Genomic DNA, 15,467 nt, shown 5'->3' on the forward strand with positions numbered 1-15,467 from the left:
AAATTATGAGACGAGAAGTATTACAAAGATTCCTTACGAATACCGATGAAACCGGAAGATTCATTGTAAAATCTTCCGTCACAGGAATTACCTATTTCGTAGAACCTCTATACAAAGGAAAAACTGCATCTTGGGGAGACATTAATCCCGCCACAAAGCAGTTGGAAGGAAATTACGGAAGTAAAAACACCGGAGCTGTCAAAGAAAGAGAATCCCTGTTAACAGAAGAAAACGGATTTATGAATGTCGGTTACTTCAAAGGAAGTCCTTTCGGGGAAATTGACAGACGTGATAAGGAGCATGAAGAAAGAATGAACTTGAATTAAATAATAAACAATGGAAATGACAAAAAGATTATTGTTTTTAGATGATGTAAGATATCCTATTGAGGTATATCATTACACAAAACAGGATATTTTTCTCAGAAAAGACTGGCATATTGTTCGGAATTATGATCAATTCGTTAACAGGATCTTAGAAAAAGGGATTCCTGAAATAATTTCTTTTGATCATGACCTTGCAGATGAACATTATCTGAAACAGGATTCTAATGAGTATATTGAAAAAACGGGCTACGATTGTGCGAAATGGCTGGTAGAATATTGTTTGGATCATCAAACAGAATTACCGCAATTCTATTGTCATTCCATGAATCCTATAGGAAAAGAGAACATTCTTCATCTTCTAAAAAATTTTAAAAAATTGTAATCAATAGGAAACAATTAAAATATCAAAACAATGAAACCCAATATATTTTTTACGGCGGACCATCATTTTGGCCACGCCAATATTATAAAATTTTCAGAGAGGCCCTTCGAGTCTCCGGAACACATGAATGAAGAGCTCATTAAAAGATGGAATGAGAAAATAAAGGAAAATGATATCGTTTATCACTTGGGAGATGTCAGTTTAGGGAAACCGGATTTTACCAAAGAAGTCCTGGATCAGCTGAACGGCAAAATCCACCTGATAAAAGGCAATCATGAATATTCCGCCCTTCGTGTTCCGGGTCGGTTCGAATGGATAAAAGATTACGATGAAATATACATCGAAGACGAAGAGGCAAAAACCGGAAAACAGAAGATTACACTTTTGCATTACTCCATGCGCACCTGGAACGGTTCACATCGTGGAACATGGCAATTATATGGCCATTCACACGGAACTTTACCTGATGATGAGATGAGCTTAAGTCTTGATGTAGGAGTAGATTGTCATAATTTCTATCCCATCTCTTACGAAGAAGTGAAGGAATTAATGAAGAAAAAGAGATGGGAGCCGCCTTTTGCTCCCAGAAATTAAATTTTTTACGATGAAAAGCTCCCTTGATGGGAGTTTTTTATTTGTTTTTGCTAATCATGGGTGTCAAAATTGAGACTGGTCCTTAAAACTTTTATCTAGTTCTTTGTTTTAAGAACCCATTCTTCATAAGATATTACACCGAGCTCAGGCTTTCCTTCACCCTCCAGAATTGAAATGAATTCCAGTTGATTCCCGTCCGGATCTTTAAAGTAAATGGCTAAAGCAGGCATCCAGGCAAAAACCATCGGCTTTTCAATACCGTCTTTCAGAAAATTATAAGGTTTTAAATTCCGGTTTTTCAGAAAATCTACAGAGTATTGCAGAATATCATTTTCATCTGCGGAAAAAGCAAAATGTCTTGGCTGCAGATTCTCTTTCTGTTCCCATAATCCAAGCATAGCTTGCTTTTCTTTTCCGATCCATAAAAAAGCAATCGGGCGTGTCTCGTCCCTGTGGGCGAGCTTCAATCCTAATATTTCTGTATAAAATGCAATAGCACTTTCCAAATCGCTTACCTGAATATGAGTTTCATATAATCCTGTGATCATGATCTTACTTTTAATACAAAGCTAGAAAACGGATTATCAAAAATGAAAAAACTCCCATTTCTTTAATGAAAATAAAAGATAGACACTTTATATCTCATCTTAACTCCCTTTTTAACAGGAAATTACTAAAAAATTATTTTTTTTTTAATTAAAATTTTACTACGCAAATACACTGCGTAATTCTATTTTTACTTTGCATCAGAAATCAGAGAGGAGGTGATGATCTTCCGTTTGTTTAACATTAAAAACAGTAACTCATGAAATTTAATTTTTTAAGAAAAGAGAAAAATGTAGTGGCGAACTACGAAGGTGCAAAAGCGTTTACAATGACGCCTGCTGAAGAATTGTATAGTGCTGTTGTTACAACAGGATTATCAAACACAACTTATGAAAAAGGAAATGACAGACTGCAAAGAATCCAGTCTCTGATTAAGAAAAATGATCCTGAATTCGTAGCCAAGCTGGCTGTATACGCAAGAAACGATATGTATCTGCGTTCCATTCCTTTGGTTTTGGCAACCGAATTGGCAAAACAAACTTCAGGTACCGACCTGGTAAGCAAAACTATTGATGGTGTTGTTAAAAGAGCCGATGAAATTACGGAATTATTAGCTTACTATCAATTGGCGAACGAAAGAACGGAAACCAAAAAGTTGAATAAGCTTTCAAAGCAGATTCAGAAAGGTCTGGTAAAGTCATTCAATAAGTTTGATGAATACCAGTTTGCCAAATACAACAGAAAAGCTGAAGTTACGCTGAAAGACGCTTTGTTTCTGGTACACCCGAAAGCAAAAGATGAAGATCAGCAAGCTATTTTCAATAAGATCGTAAATGATACGTTGGATACCCCTTATACATGGGAAGTTGAACTTTCAGTTCTGGGTCAGACAAAATTTGCTGATGAAGCAGAAAGAAAATCAGCTTTCAAAAACAAATGGGAAGAACTGATTTTTAGTAATAAGCTTGGTTATATGGCTACTTTACGTAACCTTAGAAATATTCTGGAAGCGGAAGTTTCTTCTGAAGCCATGGAAAAAGTATGCAGATACTTATCGGATGAAAAAGCGGTTAAAAGCTCAAAACAATTGCCATTCAGATTTTTGGCTGCGTATAGAGAATTGAAAACAATCCATTCAAAATACCTGTCATCAGTATTAGAAGCATTGGAAAATGCGGTAATGGTGAGTGCTCAGAACATTAAAGGTTTCGGTTTCGATACTTCGGTGGTAATTGCAGCTGACGTATCCGGTTCTATGCAACAGCCGGTTTCTGCGAAAAGTAAAGTTTTACTATACGATATCGGTTTGTTGATGTCGATGATCTTGCAGTCACAATGTAAAAATGTGGTTACAGGTATCTTTGGTGACACCTGGAAGAGAGTTCCGATGCCTAAAAATGGTATTTTAAGAAACGTCAATGAATTCTATAAGCGTGAAGGTGAAGTAGGGTATTCCACCAACGGTTATCTGGTAATCGAAGATCTGATCAGAAAAAGAGAAAAAGCTGATAAAATTATGATCTTCACCGATACCCAACTGTGGAACAGCAGCGGAACCCGTAATTCTTTTGAAGATTCATGGAACCGTTACAAAGCCATTGCGCCCAACGCGAAATTGTATATTTTTGATTTGGCAGGTTATGGCAGACAACCTTTAGATATCAAACAAAATGATGTATATCTGATTGCTGGCTGGTCCGACAAAATCTTCGATGTACTGAATGCTTTGGAAGACAGAAAATCTGCCGTAGCAATGATTAAAAAAGTAGTGCTGTAAAAGGCACTGCTTTTAAATAAAAACTAATAACCATTAACTATAAACTGGCATAACCGATGCCGTAAGAAAAGAAATCCTTCGACTTCGAATTGAAAATGAGTCTTTTCGCTGTATCGCTCGGTTTATATAACCAATGTCGTAAATAAGAGTTCCATCGTCAAACTTTCACTTTGAAAAAACTCTTATTGACTGTTACTTGGTTTTTTTTAATATTACTACGTAAAAACAGTGCGTAGTTACAATATAAATTTGTAATCAGAAAAACACTAACCATTATATATAAATATCAAGTGTCGTTTTAGAATCATACTTCGATTGGTTAATCATTGGGTCGCAGGTTCGATTCCTGCCTTTTCCCTCGAAAAGGAGAAGTAGCTCAGCAGGTAGAGCAAATGGAAAGATAAGATTCTATGATTATTACCTTGATTTAAAAAATAAAGAGTGCCGTAGAGAAGGCTTACTTCGATAGGAAATTAGATGTAAATCTAAAAAATGTGTATTTTCCCGAATAACAGTAAGGAATGGATACATGTCTGTCTTTTCGCCTTTTGCCTCTTTTCAAAGAAACTATCAATACAATCAGGTGCCGTAGTACAGAAATACTTCGTTCCAGACCGGCAATACAGGTTCGATTCCTGTTTGTTGAAAAACAATCGTCTAAATGGAAGGACTCCGGAGAAAAGGTTCTGTGTGAAAATTGCCCTGATGTTGATAAAAGAGTGCCGTAGAGAAAACTTACTTCGGTTCATTTGGTTCGACTCCAGAAATAAACCTGAAAAGGTTTGTACAATTAGTTTTCTCGTTTTTTGCCTCTTTAATTTTAAAAGCTTTAGCAAATAAGTGTCGTAGAGAAAAGTTCCTTCGTACTAACGGTCCTAAGGTAGCGTAATTCGGGCGACCGAACGAGTGAAGTTGGGTTGAAAGCCAACCGGGTAAAAGTTTTCATAAGAAAATGCAAGTCTCTTGAAGATGTAGAATTACCGGTTCACTGCCCATTATCGGTAAGAACGACGCTTTTGAAAAAAAAGCAAACTTTTTTCGCCTGTTTCCTTATTTGCATTAAAAAATAAACAAGTGCCGTAGAATAGTGTTACTTCGCTCATCACGACGGGGTCGCGGGTTCGAGTCCCGCCTCTTCCACACTAAAACAGGAAGAGTAGCTCAGATGGTTAGAGCACGACATTACGCTTTTTGATAATTGCCTTGTTTAAAAAATTAAAAGTGTCGTAAAGAAAAGTTTCATCGTTCGTCACTATTGGGGAGGAATAACGAAGTCGGTAACGCCGGCAAGGTTAACCGGTTCGATTCCGGCGTTGACAGCGCCCCGCTTAAAGATCTTTTCTTGCCTATTACCTTTTTTAAAACTCTGATAAAATTATTTTATCAGAGTTTTTTTATCTGGAAATAAAAAACCGGTAAATTATTTACCGGCTATGCTATATACTTTGAATTTCTTCTTCAAACATTCTCCTCCATTTGGTGATGGTAGTTCTGCTTATCTTGTATTTTTTAGACATATAACTTGTGGAAAAACCATGTTTGTCCTGGTAATGTAAAAGCTTAAGTATGGTTTGTTTATCATAGGTTCTGAGCTTCTGATTGTTTTGCTGCTTTTCTTTAGACTGCTTGAAAATTTTTTCATTAAGCTTCAGCACATCTTCAGTCGTATTAAGTTTGCTAAGCAATCTTTTGATACTTGGATCTTTTAATTTCTCAGGATGTTCTTTTTTAAGAATATCATGAAAAATTTTTTTATAATTAGGACGCATTAGATGTTTGTGTGTTATTTATTGTTATTCCTTATTTTCTGTAACCAGCGGTGCAAAGTACTTTTAGGAATAGAATATTCCTGTATGATTTCATTGTGGGTCATCTCGCCGGAAAGGATTTTACCGATGATAAAGTCCTTAATCTCCTGAGTATAGATATTTTTTCTGAAATAAGGAATCTTATCAGATTTTGGAGTGTCGTTTTTATTTACCGCTGCCGGAGGAGCATATAAGATAAGATGTGAGCTGTACAGCCTGAAAAAATCATATTCCAGTAACTTGCTCCATCTTAATAGTAAATCGGTATCTATTGATTTGCTGTGGTAAACCTTTTCAATAAACTCTTCATCCCTGTTAAGAAAATTACAGATTCTCTCCATTGTAATTTCCTTTTCCTCCACTCTTTCTTTAATAAAGTGACCTATATGTATATCTTTATATAACATTTAACGATTAAATATTTTTGATTAACAGTGAAAAAATAAATAGGGATTATAATTACTCAGACTAGGTGAAAATGTGCCATATCATACCCATGTGTTATACATTATTTAGCTATAATCATCATACACATACTTCTTATTGTATTCTCTCAACTTCATTCCAATTTTCATCCTATAGAGAGGAATAACACCCCTATTAAAGCTTTTTCATGCACATCCTTTTTAATTATTGATTATTATGGAAATTTTCTTAATTGTCTTGTAATTCTAGAAAATAATCAATGTGTTGTGTTCAAATATAAAAAAAATAGAAATTAAATAAAAAAAATAATTAAAAAAATAATGTTAAAAACTTCAATAATAAATCCATAAAAGGTGATATAATGAGGGTGTTTTCTATTATTCAGGGGAAAAAATTAAACGAATACGATGTTAAAGTATTCTTAATAAAAAGAACAAAAAATTAAAAACTTAATAGCAATCAAGTTATATATAAATGATGTAAAAGCGACAATTCCCTCCAACAAATAAATGGAATAATAGTAATTGCAGAAGTAATTTGAAGTGAATACCTTTGCCACTCTATGAATACCTATTTATTTGATTTTTCAAAAAAAATAAATTATAAAAACGAATTACTGGCAGGGTTTACAGTAGCCATGACCATGATTCCGGAGTCCCTGTCTTTTGCTATTCTGGCTGGTCTTTCACCACTGACAGGTTTGTATGCTGCTTTTATGATGGGACTGGTTACCGCAATATTGGGTGGGCGTCCCGGCATGGTTTCCGGCGGAGCCGGAGCTACCATCGTAGTTTTGATAGCATTGATACAGTCTCATGGCGTGCAATATCTTTTGGCAACGGTAATTCTTGCCGGGGTTTTCCAAATGACAGTTGGGGTATGTAAACTCGGAAAATTTGTAAGATTAATTCCTCAACCGGTAATGTATGGTTTCCTCAACGGATTGGCGGTGATTATTTTCATGGCCCAGATTGAACAATTTAAAATAACGGATAATGGCGCTTCCCGATGGATCCAAGGAACTAATTTATATATAATGGGAGGTTTAACTGCTCTCACCATTGCCATTGTTTACTTTTTTCCAAAGATCACGAAGGCCGTTCCTGCGTCATTAGTAGCTATTGTATTGGTCTTTGCTGTTGTTTTCGGATTTAATATACATACTAAAACGGTAGCGGATATAGCACATATCAGTGGAAAGCTTCCGGCTTTTCAGATTCCTCAGATTCCCTTCTCTTTGGAAACACTAAAGATTATTTTTCCCTATGCTCTGGTAATGGCCGGCGTAGGCTTAATAGAATCTCTGCTTACTTTATCCATGGTAGATGAAATTACAGGGACTAAGGGAAGTGCTAATAAAGAATCAGTTGCGCAGGGAATTGCCAATGTTACCAATGGTTTTTTCGGAGGAATGGGCGGGTGTGCAATGGTAGCCCAGACGCTGGTCAATCTTAATGCAGGCTCGAGGGCAAGGCTTTCAGGAATTATTGCTTCCATCACTATTTTGATTATTATTCTGGTAGGAGCCCCACTTATTGAAAAAATTCCGATGGCGGCTTTGGTAGGGGTGATGATGATGGTGGCAATCAGCACATTTCAATGGGTTTCCATCCGGATTGTCAATAAAATGCCTAAATCGGACATATTCGTTGGAGTTACCGTAGCGCTCATAACAATCGTTTTGCATAATCTTGCATTGGCTGTTTTGATTGGGGTCATCATTTCAGCACTGGTTTTTGCATGGGATAATGCCAAAAGGATCAGAGCCAGAAAATACATGGATGAAAAAGGAATAAAGCATTACGAAATTTTCGGACCTTTATTTTTTGGTTCTGTAACAGCATTTGCTGATAAGTTTGATCCCGTGAATGATCCGGATGAGGTAATTATAGACTTTAAAGAGAGCCGGATTGTGGATATGAGTGCTATTGATGCTTTAGATAAGCTGTCGAAGCGCTATGCTCAACAGAATAAAACGGCTCGTCTACGTCATTTAAGTGAAGACTGTAGGAAAATGCTTAAAAATGCCGAAGCAGTCATTGAAGTAAATATTGAAGAAGATCCTACTTATAAAGTAATGCCCGAGAAATAAAGAAAAAATTTTAAAGAAATGATAATAACCAACAAGGACTGTAATTATTTTTACAGCCCTTGTTTTTTAGGTTACTAATGCATTGATAACGAAATCAGGCACTAAGGCATAATGCGATAATTTCATGCTGATGGAAGCCCTGCCGCTTGTTAATGTTCTCAAATCGGAAATATATCCGAAAGTGGAAGCTAGAGGAACTTCTGCGGTGAAAATTTTTCTCCCTGATCTTTCATCAATGGAAGTGATGATTCCTCTTCTCTTATTGATGTCAGCGGTTATCACGCCAGTATATTCCTCGATACTTTGAATTTCGACCTGCATGATCGGTTCTAAAAATTTCGGCTTACATTCTTTGGCTGCTGCTCTGAAACCGTCTCTTGCCGCCATTTCAAAATCATAAGCTGAAGAATCCTGAACATGAGTAGATCCGTCAAAAAGGGTGATCTTCATGCTCTCTAACGGATAGCCCTTCAATGGACCATTTTCCATGGCTTCCCTGAACCCTTTTTCAATATAAGGAATAAATTCACCCGGAATCACACCTCCTTTAATCCGGTTAATGAATTCAAGCCCTGCATCATTATTTTCTTTCGGTCCTATTTCAAAAGTGATGTCGGCAAAATGTCCGCTTCCTCCACCTTGCTTTACCAGCTTTTCACGATGAATTCTGGTCTCCGTTAAAATTTCCTTATAAGAAACTTTAGGTTCTCCCTGATTAACTTCAATTCCATAATTCAGACGTATTTTTTCCAAAGTTACTTCGAGATGCAATTCACCTAAACCGCTCAATAAAGTTTCCCCGGTTTGAGAATCTCTTTCAACAACTAATGAAGGATCTTCTTCCTGAATTTTAGACAAAACCAAACCGAAAGATTTCTCATCCTGATTGGTTTTGGGTTCAATGGAAACCCTGATAACCGGCGCAGGAATTGTGATGGATTCCAATAGCACAGGTTTTTCCACTGGACATAATGAATCTCCTGTTTTAGCATCTTTTATCCCCGTTAAAGCCACGATATCTCCGGCTTTTCCTTCATCAACGGATAAGGTCTTGTCAGACTGCATCTTCAGAATCCTCGAAACCCTGAAGCTTTCACAGGTTCTTACATTCAGAATGGTATCTCCGGATTGTATTCTTCCGGAATAGATTCTCAACATGGCCAGTTTACCCATATGCTTATCGATCATTACCTTGAAAACCAGTCCTGAAAAAATCTCTTCTGCATTTCTTGCTATTTCAATATCTTCTTCAGTAACGGTATTCTTTCCTTGTATTAAAGGCAACTGATCCGGTGAAGGCAGATAAGTGACAATAGCATCAAGCAAAGGCTGAACTCCTTTATTTTTAAAGGCAGATCCGCATAAAACAGGAACAACAGCCCTTGAGCGGCAATTTCTTTGGATGCTTTCAATAATCATTTCTTCTGAAATCTCATTTTGAGAATCGAGGAAAATGTCCAGGAAAATCTCATCAGATTCTGCAAGAGTTTCCATTAATTTTACTCTGTATTGCTCAGCTTCCATTTTATAATTTTCCGGAATTTCTTTTTCAGCAATGGTTTCACCGGTTTCATCTGTCCAGTATAAAGCTTTTTGTCTGATCAGATCAATCACTCCTTCAAAGTTATCTTCGGCCCCTATTGGGATTTGTAAAGCCAAAGGAACGGCATTCAATTTTGTCTGAATTTCCTTAACAACTGCAAAGAAATCTGCTCCGATCCTGTCCATTTTATTGATGAAGCAGATTTTTGAAATTCCGTGTTTCTCAGCTTGGAACCATACATTTTCTGTCTGTGGCTGTACTCCCGAAGAAGCACAAAATACTGCAACAACGCTGTCCAAAACCCTTAATGAACGTTCAACTTCTACCGCAAAATCAATGTGTCCGGGAGTATCAATAATATTGATATTACAGACATTCTGATCCTTTTTCCATTGAGTGGAGATAGCTGCGGAAGAAATGGTGATTCCACGGTTTTTTTCCTGGATATCTTTATCCATAGTGGTATTTCCTTCGTCTACATTTCCGATCTTATGAATTAATCCGGTGTAGTAAAGCAATCTTTCCGTTAAAGTTGTTTTTCCTGCATCTACGTGTGCTATAATCCCTATATTTCGTGTGTTGTATTTCATGTTTTTGTATTTAAATATTGATAATTTGGACTTCTGTATGAAGCCCTGATGTTAAAACCTGGAAATAGGGTAGCAAAAAAGACCTATCTGAACAGATAGGTCTTCCATATATTTTGTAAATAAAGATCTATGTTATTCAGATAAATAATTAGTGCTACCAAAGTACACCGCTCTGATAGGATTGCTTACTGTAATAATATTTATCATTTTTGTTGACATTGTTGATTTTTAGTCGGTGCGAAATTAGAGATTTTTTTTTATTGTCAAAAATTTTTGGAATATTTCTGTGAATTTATATTTTTCAGAATTTAAATCAACGAATTGAGATGAATCATAAAATATCTTAAAACTGAGTATGATATTCATGCATTAATTTTAAAAATTCTATCTTTGGAATCTATTGAATGATTCAATTAAAAACTAATGATAAAAAAATAAATCTTTTTCAAGAAAGAGCTAAATAAAACTTTTAACTTGTAACATTTTGAAAACAGATATCGACATTCACAACCACTGTCATTTTTCTTTTGACCTGTGGCTTACCTTAATCAAATCTCATCCTGAATTTAAAGCAAAAAGAGTTGAGCTGTTCACCTCATTTTTCAACATTGATAAACCAACTGAAGAAATTACGAAGGTTGTAAAATATTATGATGATTTGTGTAATACAATCAATGAAGTAATTGGCGGGAATATTGATACTTTTGAAATTTATTTATTGATTTTAAGTGCACTGAACATTAATGTAAAAGAGGTAAATAAAGAAAAATTAAACGAATTTTATCAGAAAAGCGAAGATCTTTTTCTGGAATACAGACCTATTGTGATTTTTGAAAATTTACATCAGTTTTTTGACGAAATCAAAAATCAGGGAAAAACAATTAATATCTTAAGCAATACAGGATTTATCAAAGGCAAAACAATGAGGAAATTTCTGATGGGAGAAAATCTGGATCAATATATTGATTTCCATATTTATTCGGATGAGATGAATTGCTCAAAACCCAATCCCCTTATTTTTCAGGAGGTTAAAAATAACATCAAAGAAAATCTTGCCATGAGCCAGGTTTTACATATCGGGGATAATCTGATTGCTGATTATCATGGCGCAAAGAACTTTGGTTTCAACGCACACTTACTTAAACACTAAATCAACATGAATAGGAGATACAGCTTACACCACATTCATTCGGCGGATGAATTCACTTTTTCGCCTGCGGAATACAGCTATTTCAAATATGGCGATAAGTCGTATGCGGAAAAATTTGCAAAAGAACTGTTTGACGGATTTATTTCTGAAAATGAAGACCTTTTACATACAAATAAAGAAATTGTAGTGTTGCCAAGTCCTTATATGGCGATTCCTACAGCTTCCAATTTTTTATGTTTCTATTTTAAAAAACAACTGGATTTCTATTTATTCCAAAAAGGAAAAAAAACCAGTATCTTATCAAAAATCAATCGTAATCATACTTATATTACAGATTATGGGAATCTTAATTTTGAGGATCGTAAAAATCTGATTGCCAATGACACCTATTATATTGATAAGGATTTTTTAAGAGGAAAACTTTGTATTTTTATAGACGATATCAAAATTACAGGCAGCCATGAATTTACCGTTCATAAAATTCTTAACGAATATGATGTAAAAGCAGATTTTGTGTTTCTGTATTATGCTGAGCTTATGAATTTTGATATTGATCCTAAAATTGAGAATTTTTTCAATTACTATGCAGTGAAAAATATTGATCATATTGCTGAAGTAATGGTAAGACCCAGTTTTCAGTTTAATACAAGGATCGTAAAATATATTTTAGGGTTAGAATCAAGTAAATTTGAATATCTTTCGTCTAAAGTAAAAAAGGAGCAGATGGATCATTTATTGGAATTGGCGATCAGTAATAATTATCATTTAATAAAAGAATACGAAAATAATATAAATACATTAACACAAACAGAACTATACTATGGCTATTAATTTACAGAAAGGACAAAGAGAAAATATAAATGCACCTAAATTTATAGTAGGTTTAGGATGGGATATCAATAATACTTCTACTGGAACTGCGTTCGATTTGGATGCATCCCTGTTTTTATTGGGGGAAAATAAAAAGTTGGTTTCGGATAGTCATTTTGTTTTTTATAATAATCTTGAGTCGCCGGATAAGGCTGTGATTCATTCAGGAGATAACTTAACAGGTGACGGAGCAGGAGATGACGAGCAAATTAAGATTGATCTTACTAAAATTGATTCTGCAATAAAGGAAATCACCATTGTGGTGACAATTCATGATGCGGATGCCAGAAAACAAAATTTCGGACAGGTAAGAAACTCTTTCATCAGGATTTTTAATCCGGATACCAATGAAGAACTTTTAAAATATGAATTGGATGAGGATTTCTCTATCGAAACAGCTGTAGAATTTGGAAGAATCTACAACAGAAACGGGGAATGGAAATTTGAAGCTGTAGGAAGCGGACAAAGAGAAGGACTAGAGAAATTTGTAGAAATCTATCAATAATTAATCATGGATAATCAACCCAATCAACCCATTGATCCACTTGGATCAATTGAACCTCTTAAAACATTTGAACCCGCTCAGCCAAGCCAGCCTGCTCAAGGTGCTGTTCCGGTTCTTGTAGACAGAGACGGAAATGTAAACCTTACCCAGATCCAGGAAGAAGAGCGTCAGCGATATGAGGCTCTTGCTAATTCTATTGATGAAACCAATCCGGGATCCATTGTGAATTTTGGTTCGGATCTGCAGAAAACACTGGCTAACCAGAGCGACAGCTTCTTAGGAAATGTAAGACGATCAAACTCGGGAGAAGTTGGAGAACTGATCAATAATTTATTGGTAGAGCTCAACTATGTTGATGTTGATGAATTGAATAACACCAATAAAGTAAAGGGATTTCTGAGCAGATTGCCATTCATGAAAAAAGTAATGACACAGGTGGAAAATCTTTTTGCGAAATATGATAAGATCGTAAATAATATTGATCAGATTTCACATAAAGTAAACGCCGGGATTATTACTTCTTCTAAAGATAATGCAGTTTTACAGACGATTTTCGACAGCAATATCAATTCCATCAAACAAATAGAAGATCTTGTGATTGCAGGAAATCTAAGAATGGAAAAAGCCGGGCAGGAACTTGCCGAAATGGAAGCCAATGCACAGAATTATGCCGATTATCAGATTGCTGATAAAAGGGATTTCATAGCAAGATTAGACAGAAGAATGGCAGATCTTAAAGTAGTTCGTCTGATCATGATGCAGTCTCTTCCGCAAATCAGGCTGGTGCAAAATAATAATGTTTCCATTGCTGAAAAAGCCCAAACGATTCTTACCACAACATTACCGGTTTGGAAAAATCAGCTTTCATTGGCAGTAGCCATGTACAGGCAACAGCAGAATATTGAAATTCAACAGAAAGTATCTTCCACAACAGAAGAGATTTTAAGAAAGAATGCGGAACGTCTGGGACAGAACTCAAGAAATGTGGCAAAAGCTAATGAACAAACCATTGTATCTGCCGAAACATTGAGAGAAACAACCACTATGCTGATCAATACGTTGAATGAAGTGAAACAAATCCAGAAACAAGGTGCAGAAAATAGAAGAAAACTGGATCAGGACCTGCAAACACTGGAACACGAATTAAAAGCAAATATCAGAGGTTAATACAGTATACAAGTGAATGAAGAAGCTGTAAGCATAATGTCTCAAAGCAAAAGAAGATTAACGAAGCTTAAACTTCTTTCGAATTTCTTTGAAAATGTTGATATAATATCGATTTATATTAAAACGGATATTATACATAAGTTATTTGAAGAAAACAAGACATTGGATTATAATAAGCTGGAGCTTTTTCATCTGCAATATACAGACAGCCTTATAGAGTTGCTGAATAAGATTAAGAAGAAAAAAGAAACGGATCTATTGGCTGTCATCAATGAAATTAATGTCAATAACCAGTATATTTCCGCCTTTGAAGAAAAGAAAGTAGATAGTTTTGAAATTGACAGGAAAATGTATAGTGGTACATTTTCCCAGCATTTGAAGGCATTATATAAAGACCTTACGGAGGATAAATTTACCCTGAACTGGAATGATGTTCTATATTTTCAAAAAAAATATGCGGCAGAGTTTTACAGAACAGAAGCGGATGAAACAAAACTGAAATCTCACCCGGTTCCTTCTTATCAGTATCAGGATTATTCCATAGAAAGAAAGTTATTGGGTAAGCTCAATATACAGAATTTCAAAGTCCGTTTTGTATGTGGTTTCCGGATCGACAGGAATGAATATGAATTATTCAGAATATTTCAGTCTGACGAACATTTTATATTCAACGTTGAAGAGAAAAAACTGTATCTGATTGACGATGAATTGTCTTATCTCAATACTTCGGAAAATGAATCCAATCAGATCTCAATCATCAATCAGCTGAAGAGAAAAAACGAAGAGCTGGAGGAAACTATCCACGAAAGGAAACGTACACTGCCCGATAAGGTTGATTCCGTTTTGAAGGACTATTTACGGAATCTGGAGAATATTGATATCATGAACCAAATATTTGATGTGAATGAAGAAACAAATATTTTGCGTGCCATGCTTAATCTGAATATAAATAATTAATGAAAAGCAAAACAAATTTTGCCTAAGAAAATAATAATAAAAACATAAAAAAAATGGCTATTAATTTACAAAAAGGTCAAAGAATTAACCTGACAAAAGAAAACGGGACGGCTCTTACGCAGGCTTGTGTAGGAATAAACTGGGGGGCTATTGAAAAAAAGGGACTCTTTGGAACAAAAAGAGAAGCAGTGGATCTGGATGGAAGCTGTATTTTATATGATTCAAACAAAAATGCTACTGAAATAATTTATTTTGGAAACCTGAAATCTAAAAACGGATCTGTAAAACATAGCGGAGATGACTTAACAGGAGATGTGAACGGGGATGACGGATTGGATAATGAAGTAATCACGGTAGACTTTAGCCAGCTTGAACCTAATGTAGAGCATGTGGCAATGGTTCTGAACAGCTATAAAGGACAGGATTTCGGAACAATCCCTTTTGCTTCCATCCGTATTTATGAAGGTTCTCCAACCAATGTAAGGGAAGTTTTTGCAAAATATGATATAGCGAATGATGCTTCTTTCAAAGGTCATGTTGCTATGGTAATGGGAGTGTTTTATAAGAGAAACGGAGAATGGAAATTCAACGCTATTGGAGATCCTACTACGGATAAAAAATTGCAGGAAACCATTCAGACGGTTCAGCAAAAATATTTGTAAGAATTTATACAATCTAAAATAATGTAAAGTGGCAATATCTGTTATTACAGCTATTGCTTTTGTAATATAAAT

At 35.3% G+C, this 15,467-nt stretch carries 15 protein-coding genes; 11 read left to right on the forward strand and 4 right to left on the reverse strand.

Annotated elements, in window-relative coordinates; genetic code table 11:
- Positions 1-5 precede the first annotated feature (5 nt).
- The 3 genes from BCF58_RS16920 to BCF58_RS16930 are packed head-to-tail and all read left to right on the forward strand — an operon-like array spanning position 6 to position 1,302.
- Positions 6-326: a hypothetical protein gene (locus BCF58_RS16920; protein ID WP_121463010.1), complete on the forward strand. Its 321-nt coding sequence runs from the start codon at positions 6-8 to the stop codon at positions 324-326.
- Between the two features lie 10 nt (positions 327-336).
- Positions 337-708, forward strand: coding sequence for a cyclic-phosphate processing receiver domain-containing protein (locus BCF58_RS16925; protein WP_121463011.1), 372 nt, complete (start codon positions 337-339; stop codon positions 706-708).
- A 30-nt stretch (positions 709-738) separates the two neighbouring features.
- Complete coding sequence (locus tag BCF58_RS16930) at positions 739-1,302, forward strand: metallophosphoesterase family protein (RefSeq protein ID WP_121463012.1); 564 nt, start codon at positions 739-741, stop codon at positions 1,300-1,302.
- Between the two features lie 95 nt (positions 1,303-1,397).
- On the opposite strand, the gene BCF58_RS16935 is transcribed toward BCF58_RS16930, so the two are convergent.
- On the reverse strand, positions 1,398-1,850 hold the full coding sequence (locus tag BCF58_RS16935) for a VOC family protein (protein WP_121463013.1): 453 nt from the start codon (positions 1,848-1,850) through the stop codon (positions 1,398-1,400).
- Between the two features lie 257 nt (positions 1,851-2,107).
- Between BCF58_RS16935 and BCF58_RS16940 the strand changes: the two genes are divergently transcribed.
- Entirely contained in the window at positions 2,108-3,625 is a 1,518-nt protein-coding gene (locus BCF58_RS16940; protein ID WP_121463014.1) for a TROVE domain-containing protein, read from the forward strand.
- 1,436 nt (positions 3,626-5,061) lie between these two features.
- Here BCF58_RS16940 and BCF58_RS16945 read toward each other — a convergent pair.
- Entirely contained in the window at positions 5,062-5,394 is a 333-nt protein-coding gene (locus BCF58_RS16945) for a helix-turn-helix domain-containing protein (RefSeq protein ID WP_121463015.1), read from the reverse strand.
- Between the two features lie 14 nt (positions 5,395-5,408).
- A complete protein-coding gene (locus BCF58_RS16950) occupies positions 5,409-5,840 on the reverse strand; it encodes a transposase (RefSeq protein ID WP_121463016.1) in 432 nt (143 codons plus the stop codon).
- A gap of 581 nt (positions 5,841-6,421) precedes the next feature.
- Here BCF58_RS16950 and BCF58_RS16955 point away from each other — a divergent pair.
- Positions 6,422-7,951, forward strand: coding sequence for a SulP family inorganic anion transporter (locus tag BCF58_RS16955; protein WP_121463017.1), 1,530 nt, complete (start codon positions 6,422-6,424; stop codon positions 7,949-7,951).
- A 66-nt stretch (positions 7,952-8,017) separates the two neighbouring features.
- On the opposite strand, the gene fusA is transcribed toward BCF58_RS16955, so the two are convergent.
- Positions 8,018-10,084 carry an elongation factor G gene (gene fusA, locus BCF58_RS16960; RefSeq protein ID WP_121463018.1) on the reverse strand — a complete coding sequence of 689 codons (2,067 nt, stop codon included), beginning with the start codon at positions 10,082-10,084 and terminating at the stop codon, positions 8,018-8,020.
- A 484-nt stretch (positions 10,085-10,568) separates the two neighbouring features.
- On the opposite strand from fusA, the gene BCF58_RS16965 reads away from it, so the two are divergent.
- Genes BCF58_RS16965 through BCF58_RS16990 form a run of 6 tightly spaced genes read left to right on the forward strand, consistent with a single transcriptional unit; the run spans position 10,569 to position 15,395 of the window.
- Positions 10,569-11,234: an HAD family hydrolase gene (locus tag BCF58_RS16965; protein WP_121463019.1), complete on the forward strand. Its 666-nt coding sequence runs from the start codon at positions 10,569-10,571 to the stop codon at positions 11,232-11,234.
- 6 nt (positions 11,235-11,240) lie between these two features.
- Positions 11,241-12,065 (forward strand): phosphoribosyltransferase family protein, encoded by an 825-nt coding sequence (locus BCF58_RS16970; RefSeq protein ID WP_121463020.1) that lies wholly within the window; start codon positions 11,241-11,243, stop codon positions 12,063-12,065.
- The gene (locus BCF58_RS16975) at positions 12,055-12,609 is read left to right on the forward strand and encodes a TerD family protein (protein ID WP_121463021.1); all 555 of its coding nucleotides are present in this window, start codon (positions 12,055-12,057) and stop codon (positions 12,607-12,609) included. The genes BCF58_RS16970 and BCF58_RS16975 overlap by 11 nt, the downstream gene beginning before the upstream one ends.
- A gap of 6 nt (positions 12,610-12,615) precedes the next feature.
- Positions 12,616-13,776: a toxic anion resistance protein gene (locus BCF58_RS16980; RefSeq protein WP_185144856.1), complete on the forward strand. Its 1,161-nt coding sequence runs from the start codon at positions 12,616-12,618 to the stop codon at positions 13,774-13,776.
- Positions 13,777-13,788: 12 nt separating this feature from the next.
- A complete protein-coding gene (locus BCF58_RS16985; RefSeq protein WP_147462076.1) occupies positions 13,789-14,733 on the forward strand; it encodes a hypothetical protein in 945 nt (314 codons plus the stop codon).
- Between the two features lie 53 nt (positions 14,734-14,786).
- Positions 14,787-15,395, forward strand: coding sequence for a TerD family protein (locus BCF58_RS16990; RefSeq protein WP_121463023.1), 609 nt, complete (start codon positions 14,787-14,789; stop codon positions 15,393-15,395).
- Positions 15,396-15,467: the final 72 nt, after the last annotated feature.

It is taken from the genome of Chryseobacterium defluvii, from assembly GCF_003634775.1.
GTDB classification, from domain to species: Bacteria; Bacteroidota; Bacteroidia; order Flavobacteriales; family Weeksellaceae; genus Chryseobacterium; species Chryseobacterium defluvii.

What these genes read in the sequence shown, in the direction of transcription:
- BCF58_RS16980 (WP_185144856.1), top strand. Translation starts at nt 12,616, where the DNA reads ATGGATAATCAACCCAATCAACCCATTGATCCACTTGGATCAATTGAA.
- BCF58_RS16940 (WP_121463014.1), top strand. Translation starts at nt 2,108, where the DNA reads ATGAAATTTAATTTTTTAAGAAAAGAGAAAAATGTAGTGGCGAACTAC.
- fusA (WP_121463018.1), bottom strand. Translation starts at nt 10,084, where the DNA reads ATGAAATACAACACACGAAATATAGGGATTATAGCACACGTAGATGCA.
- BCF58_RS16945 (WP_121463015.1), bottom strand. Translation starts at nt 5,394, where the DNA reads ATGCGTCCTAATTATAAAAAAATTTTTCATGATATTCTTAAAAAAGAA.
- BCF58_RS16925 (WP_121463011.1), top strand. Translation starts at nt 337, where the DNA reads ATGGAAATGACAAAAAGATTATTGTTTTTAGATGATGTAAGATATCCT.
- BCF58_RS16950 (WP_121463016.1), bottom strand. Translation starts at nt 5,840, where the DNA reads ATGTTATATAAAGATATACATATAGGTCACTTTATTAAAGAAAGAGTG.
- BCF58_RS16935 (WP_121463013.1), bottom strand. Translation starts at nt 1,850, where the DNA reads ATGATCACAGGATTATATGAAACTCATATTCAGGTAAGCGATTTGGAA.
- BCF58_RS16990 (WP_121463023.1), top strand. Translation starts at nt 14,787, where the DNA reads ATGGCTATTAATTTACAAAAAGGTCAAAGAATTAACCTGACAAAAGAA.
- BCF58_RS16920 (WP_121463010.1), top strand. Translation starts at nt 6, where the DNA reads ATGAGACGAGAAGTATTACAAAGATTCCTTACGAATACCGATGAAACC.
- BCF58_RS16975 (WP_121463021.1), top strand. Translation starts at nt 12,055, where the DNA reads ATGGCTATTAATTTACAGAAAGGACAAAGAGAAAATATAAATGCACCT.
- BCF58_RS16930 (WP_121463012.1), top strand. Translation starts at nt 739, where the DNA reads ATGAAACCCAATATATTTTTTACGGCGGACCATCATTTTGGCCACGCC.
- BCF58_RS16970 (WP_121463020.1), top strand. Translation starts at nt 11,241, where the DNA reads ATGAATAGGAGATACAGCTTACACCACATTCATTCGGCGGATGAATTC.
- BCF58_RS16955 (WP_121463017.1), top strand. Translation starts at nt 6,422, where the DNA reads ATGAATACCTATTTATTTGATTTTTCAAAAAAAATAAATTATAAAAAC.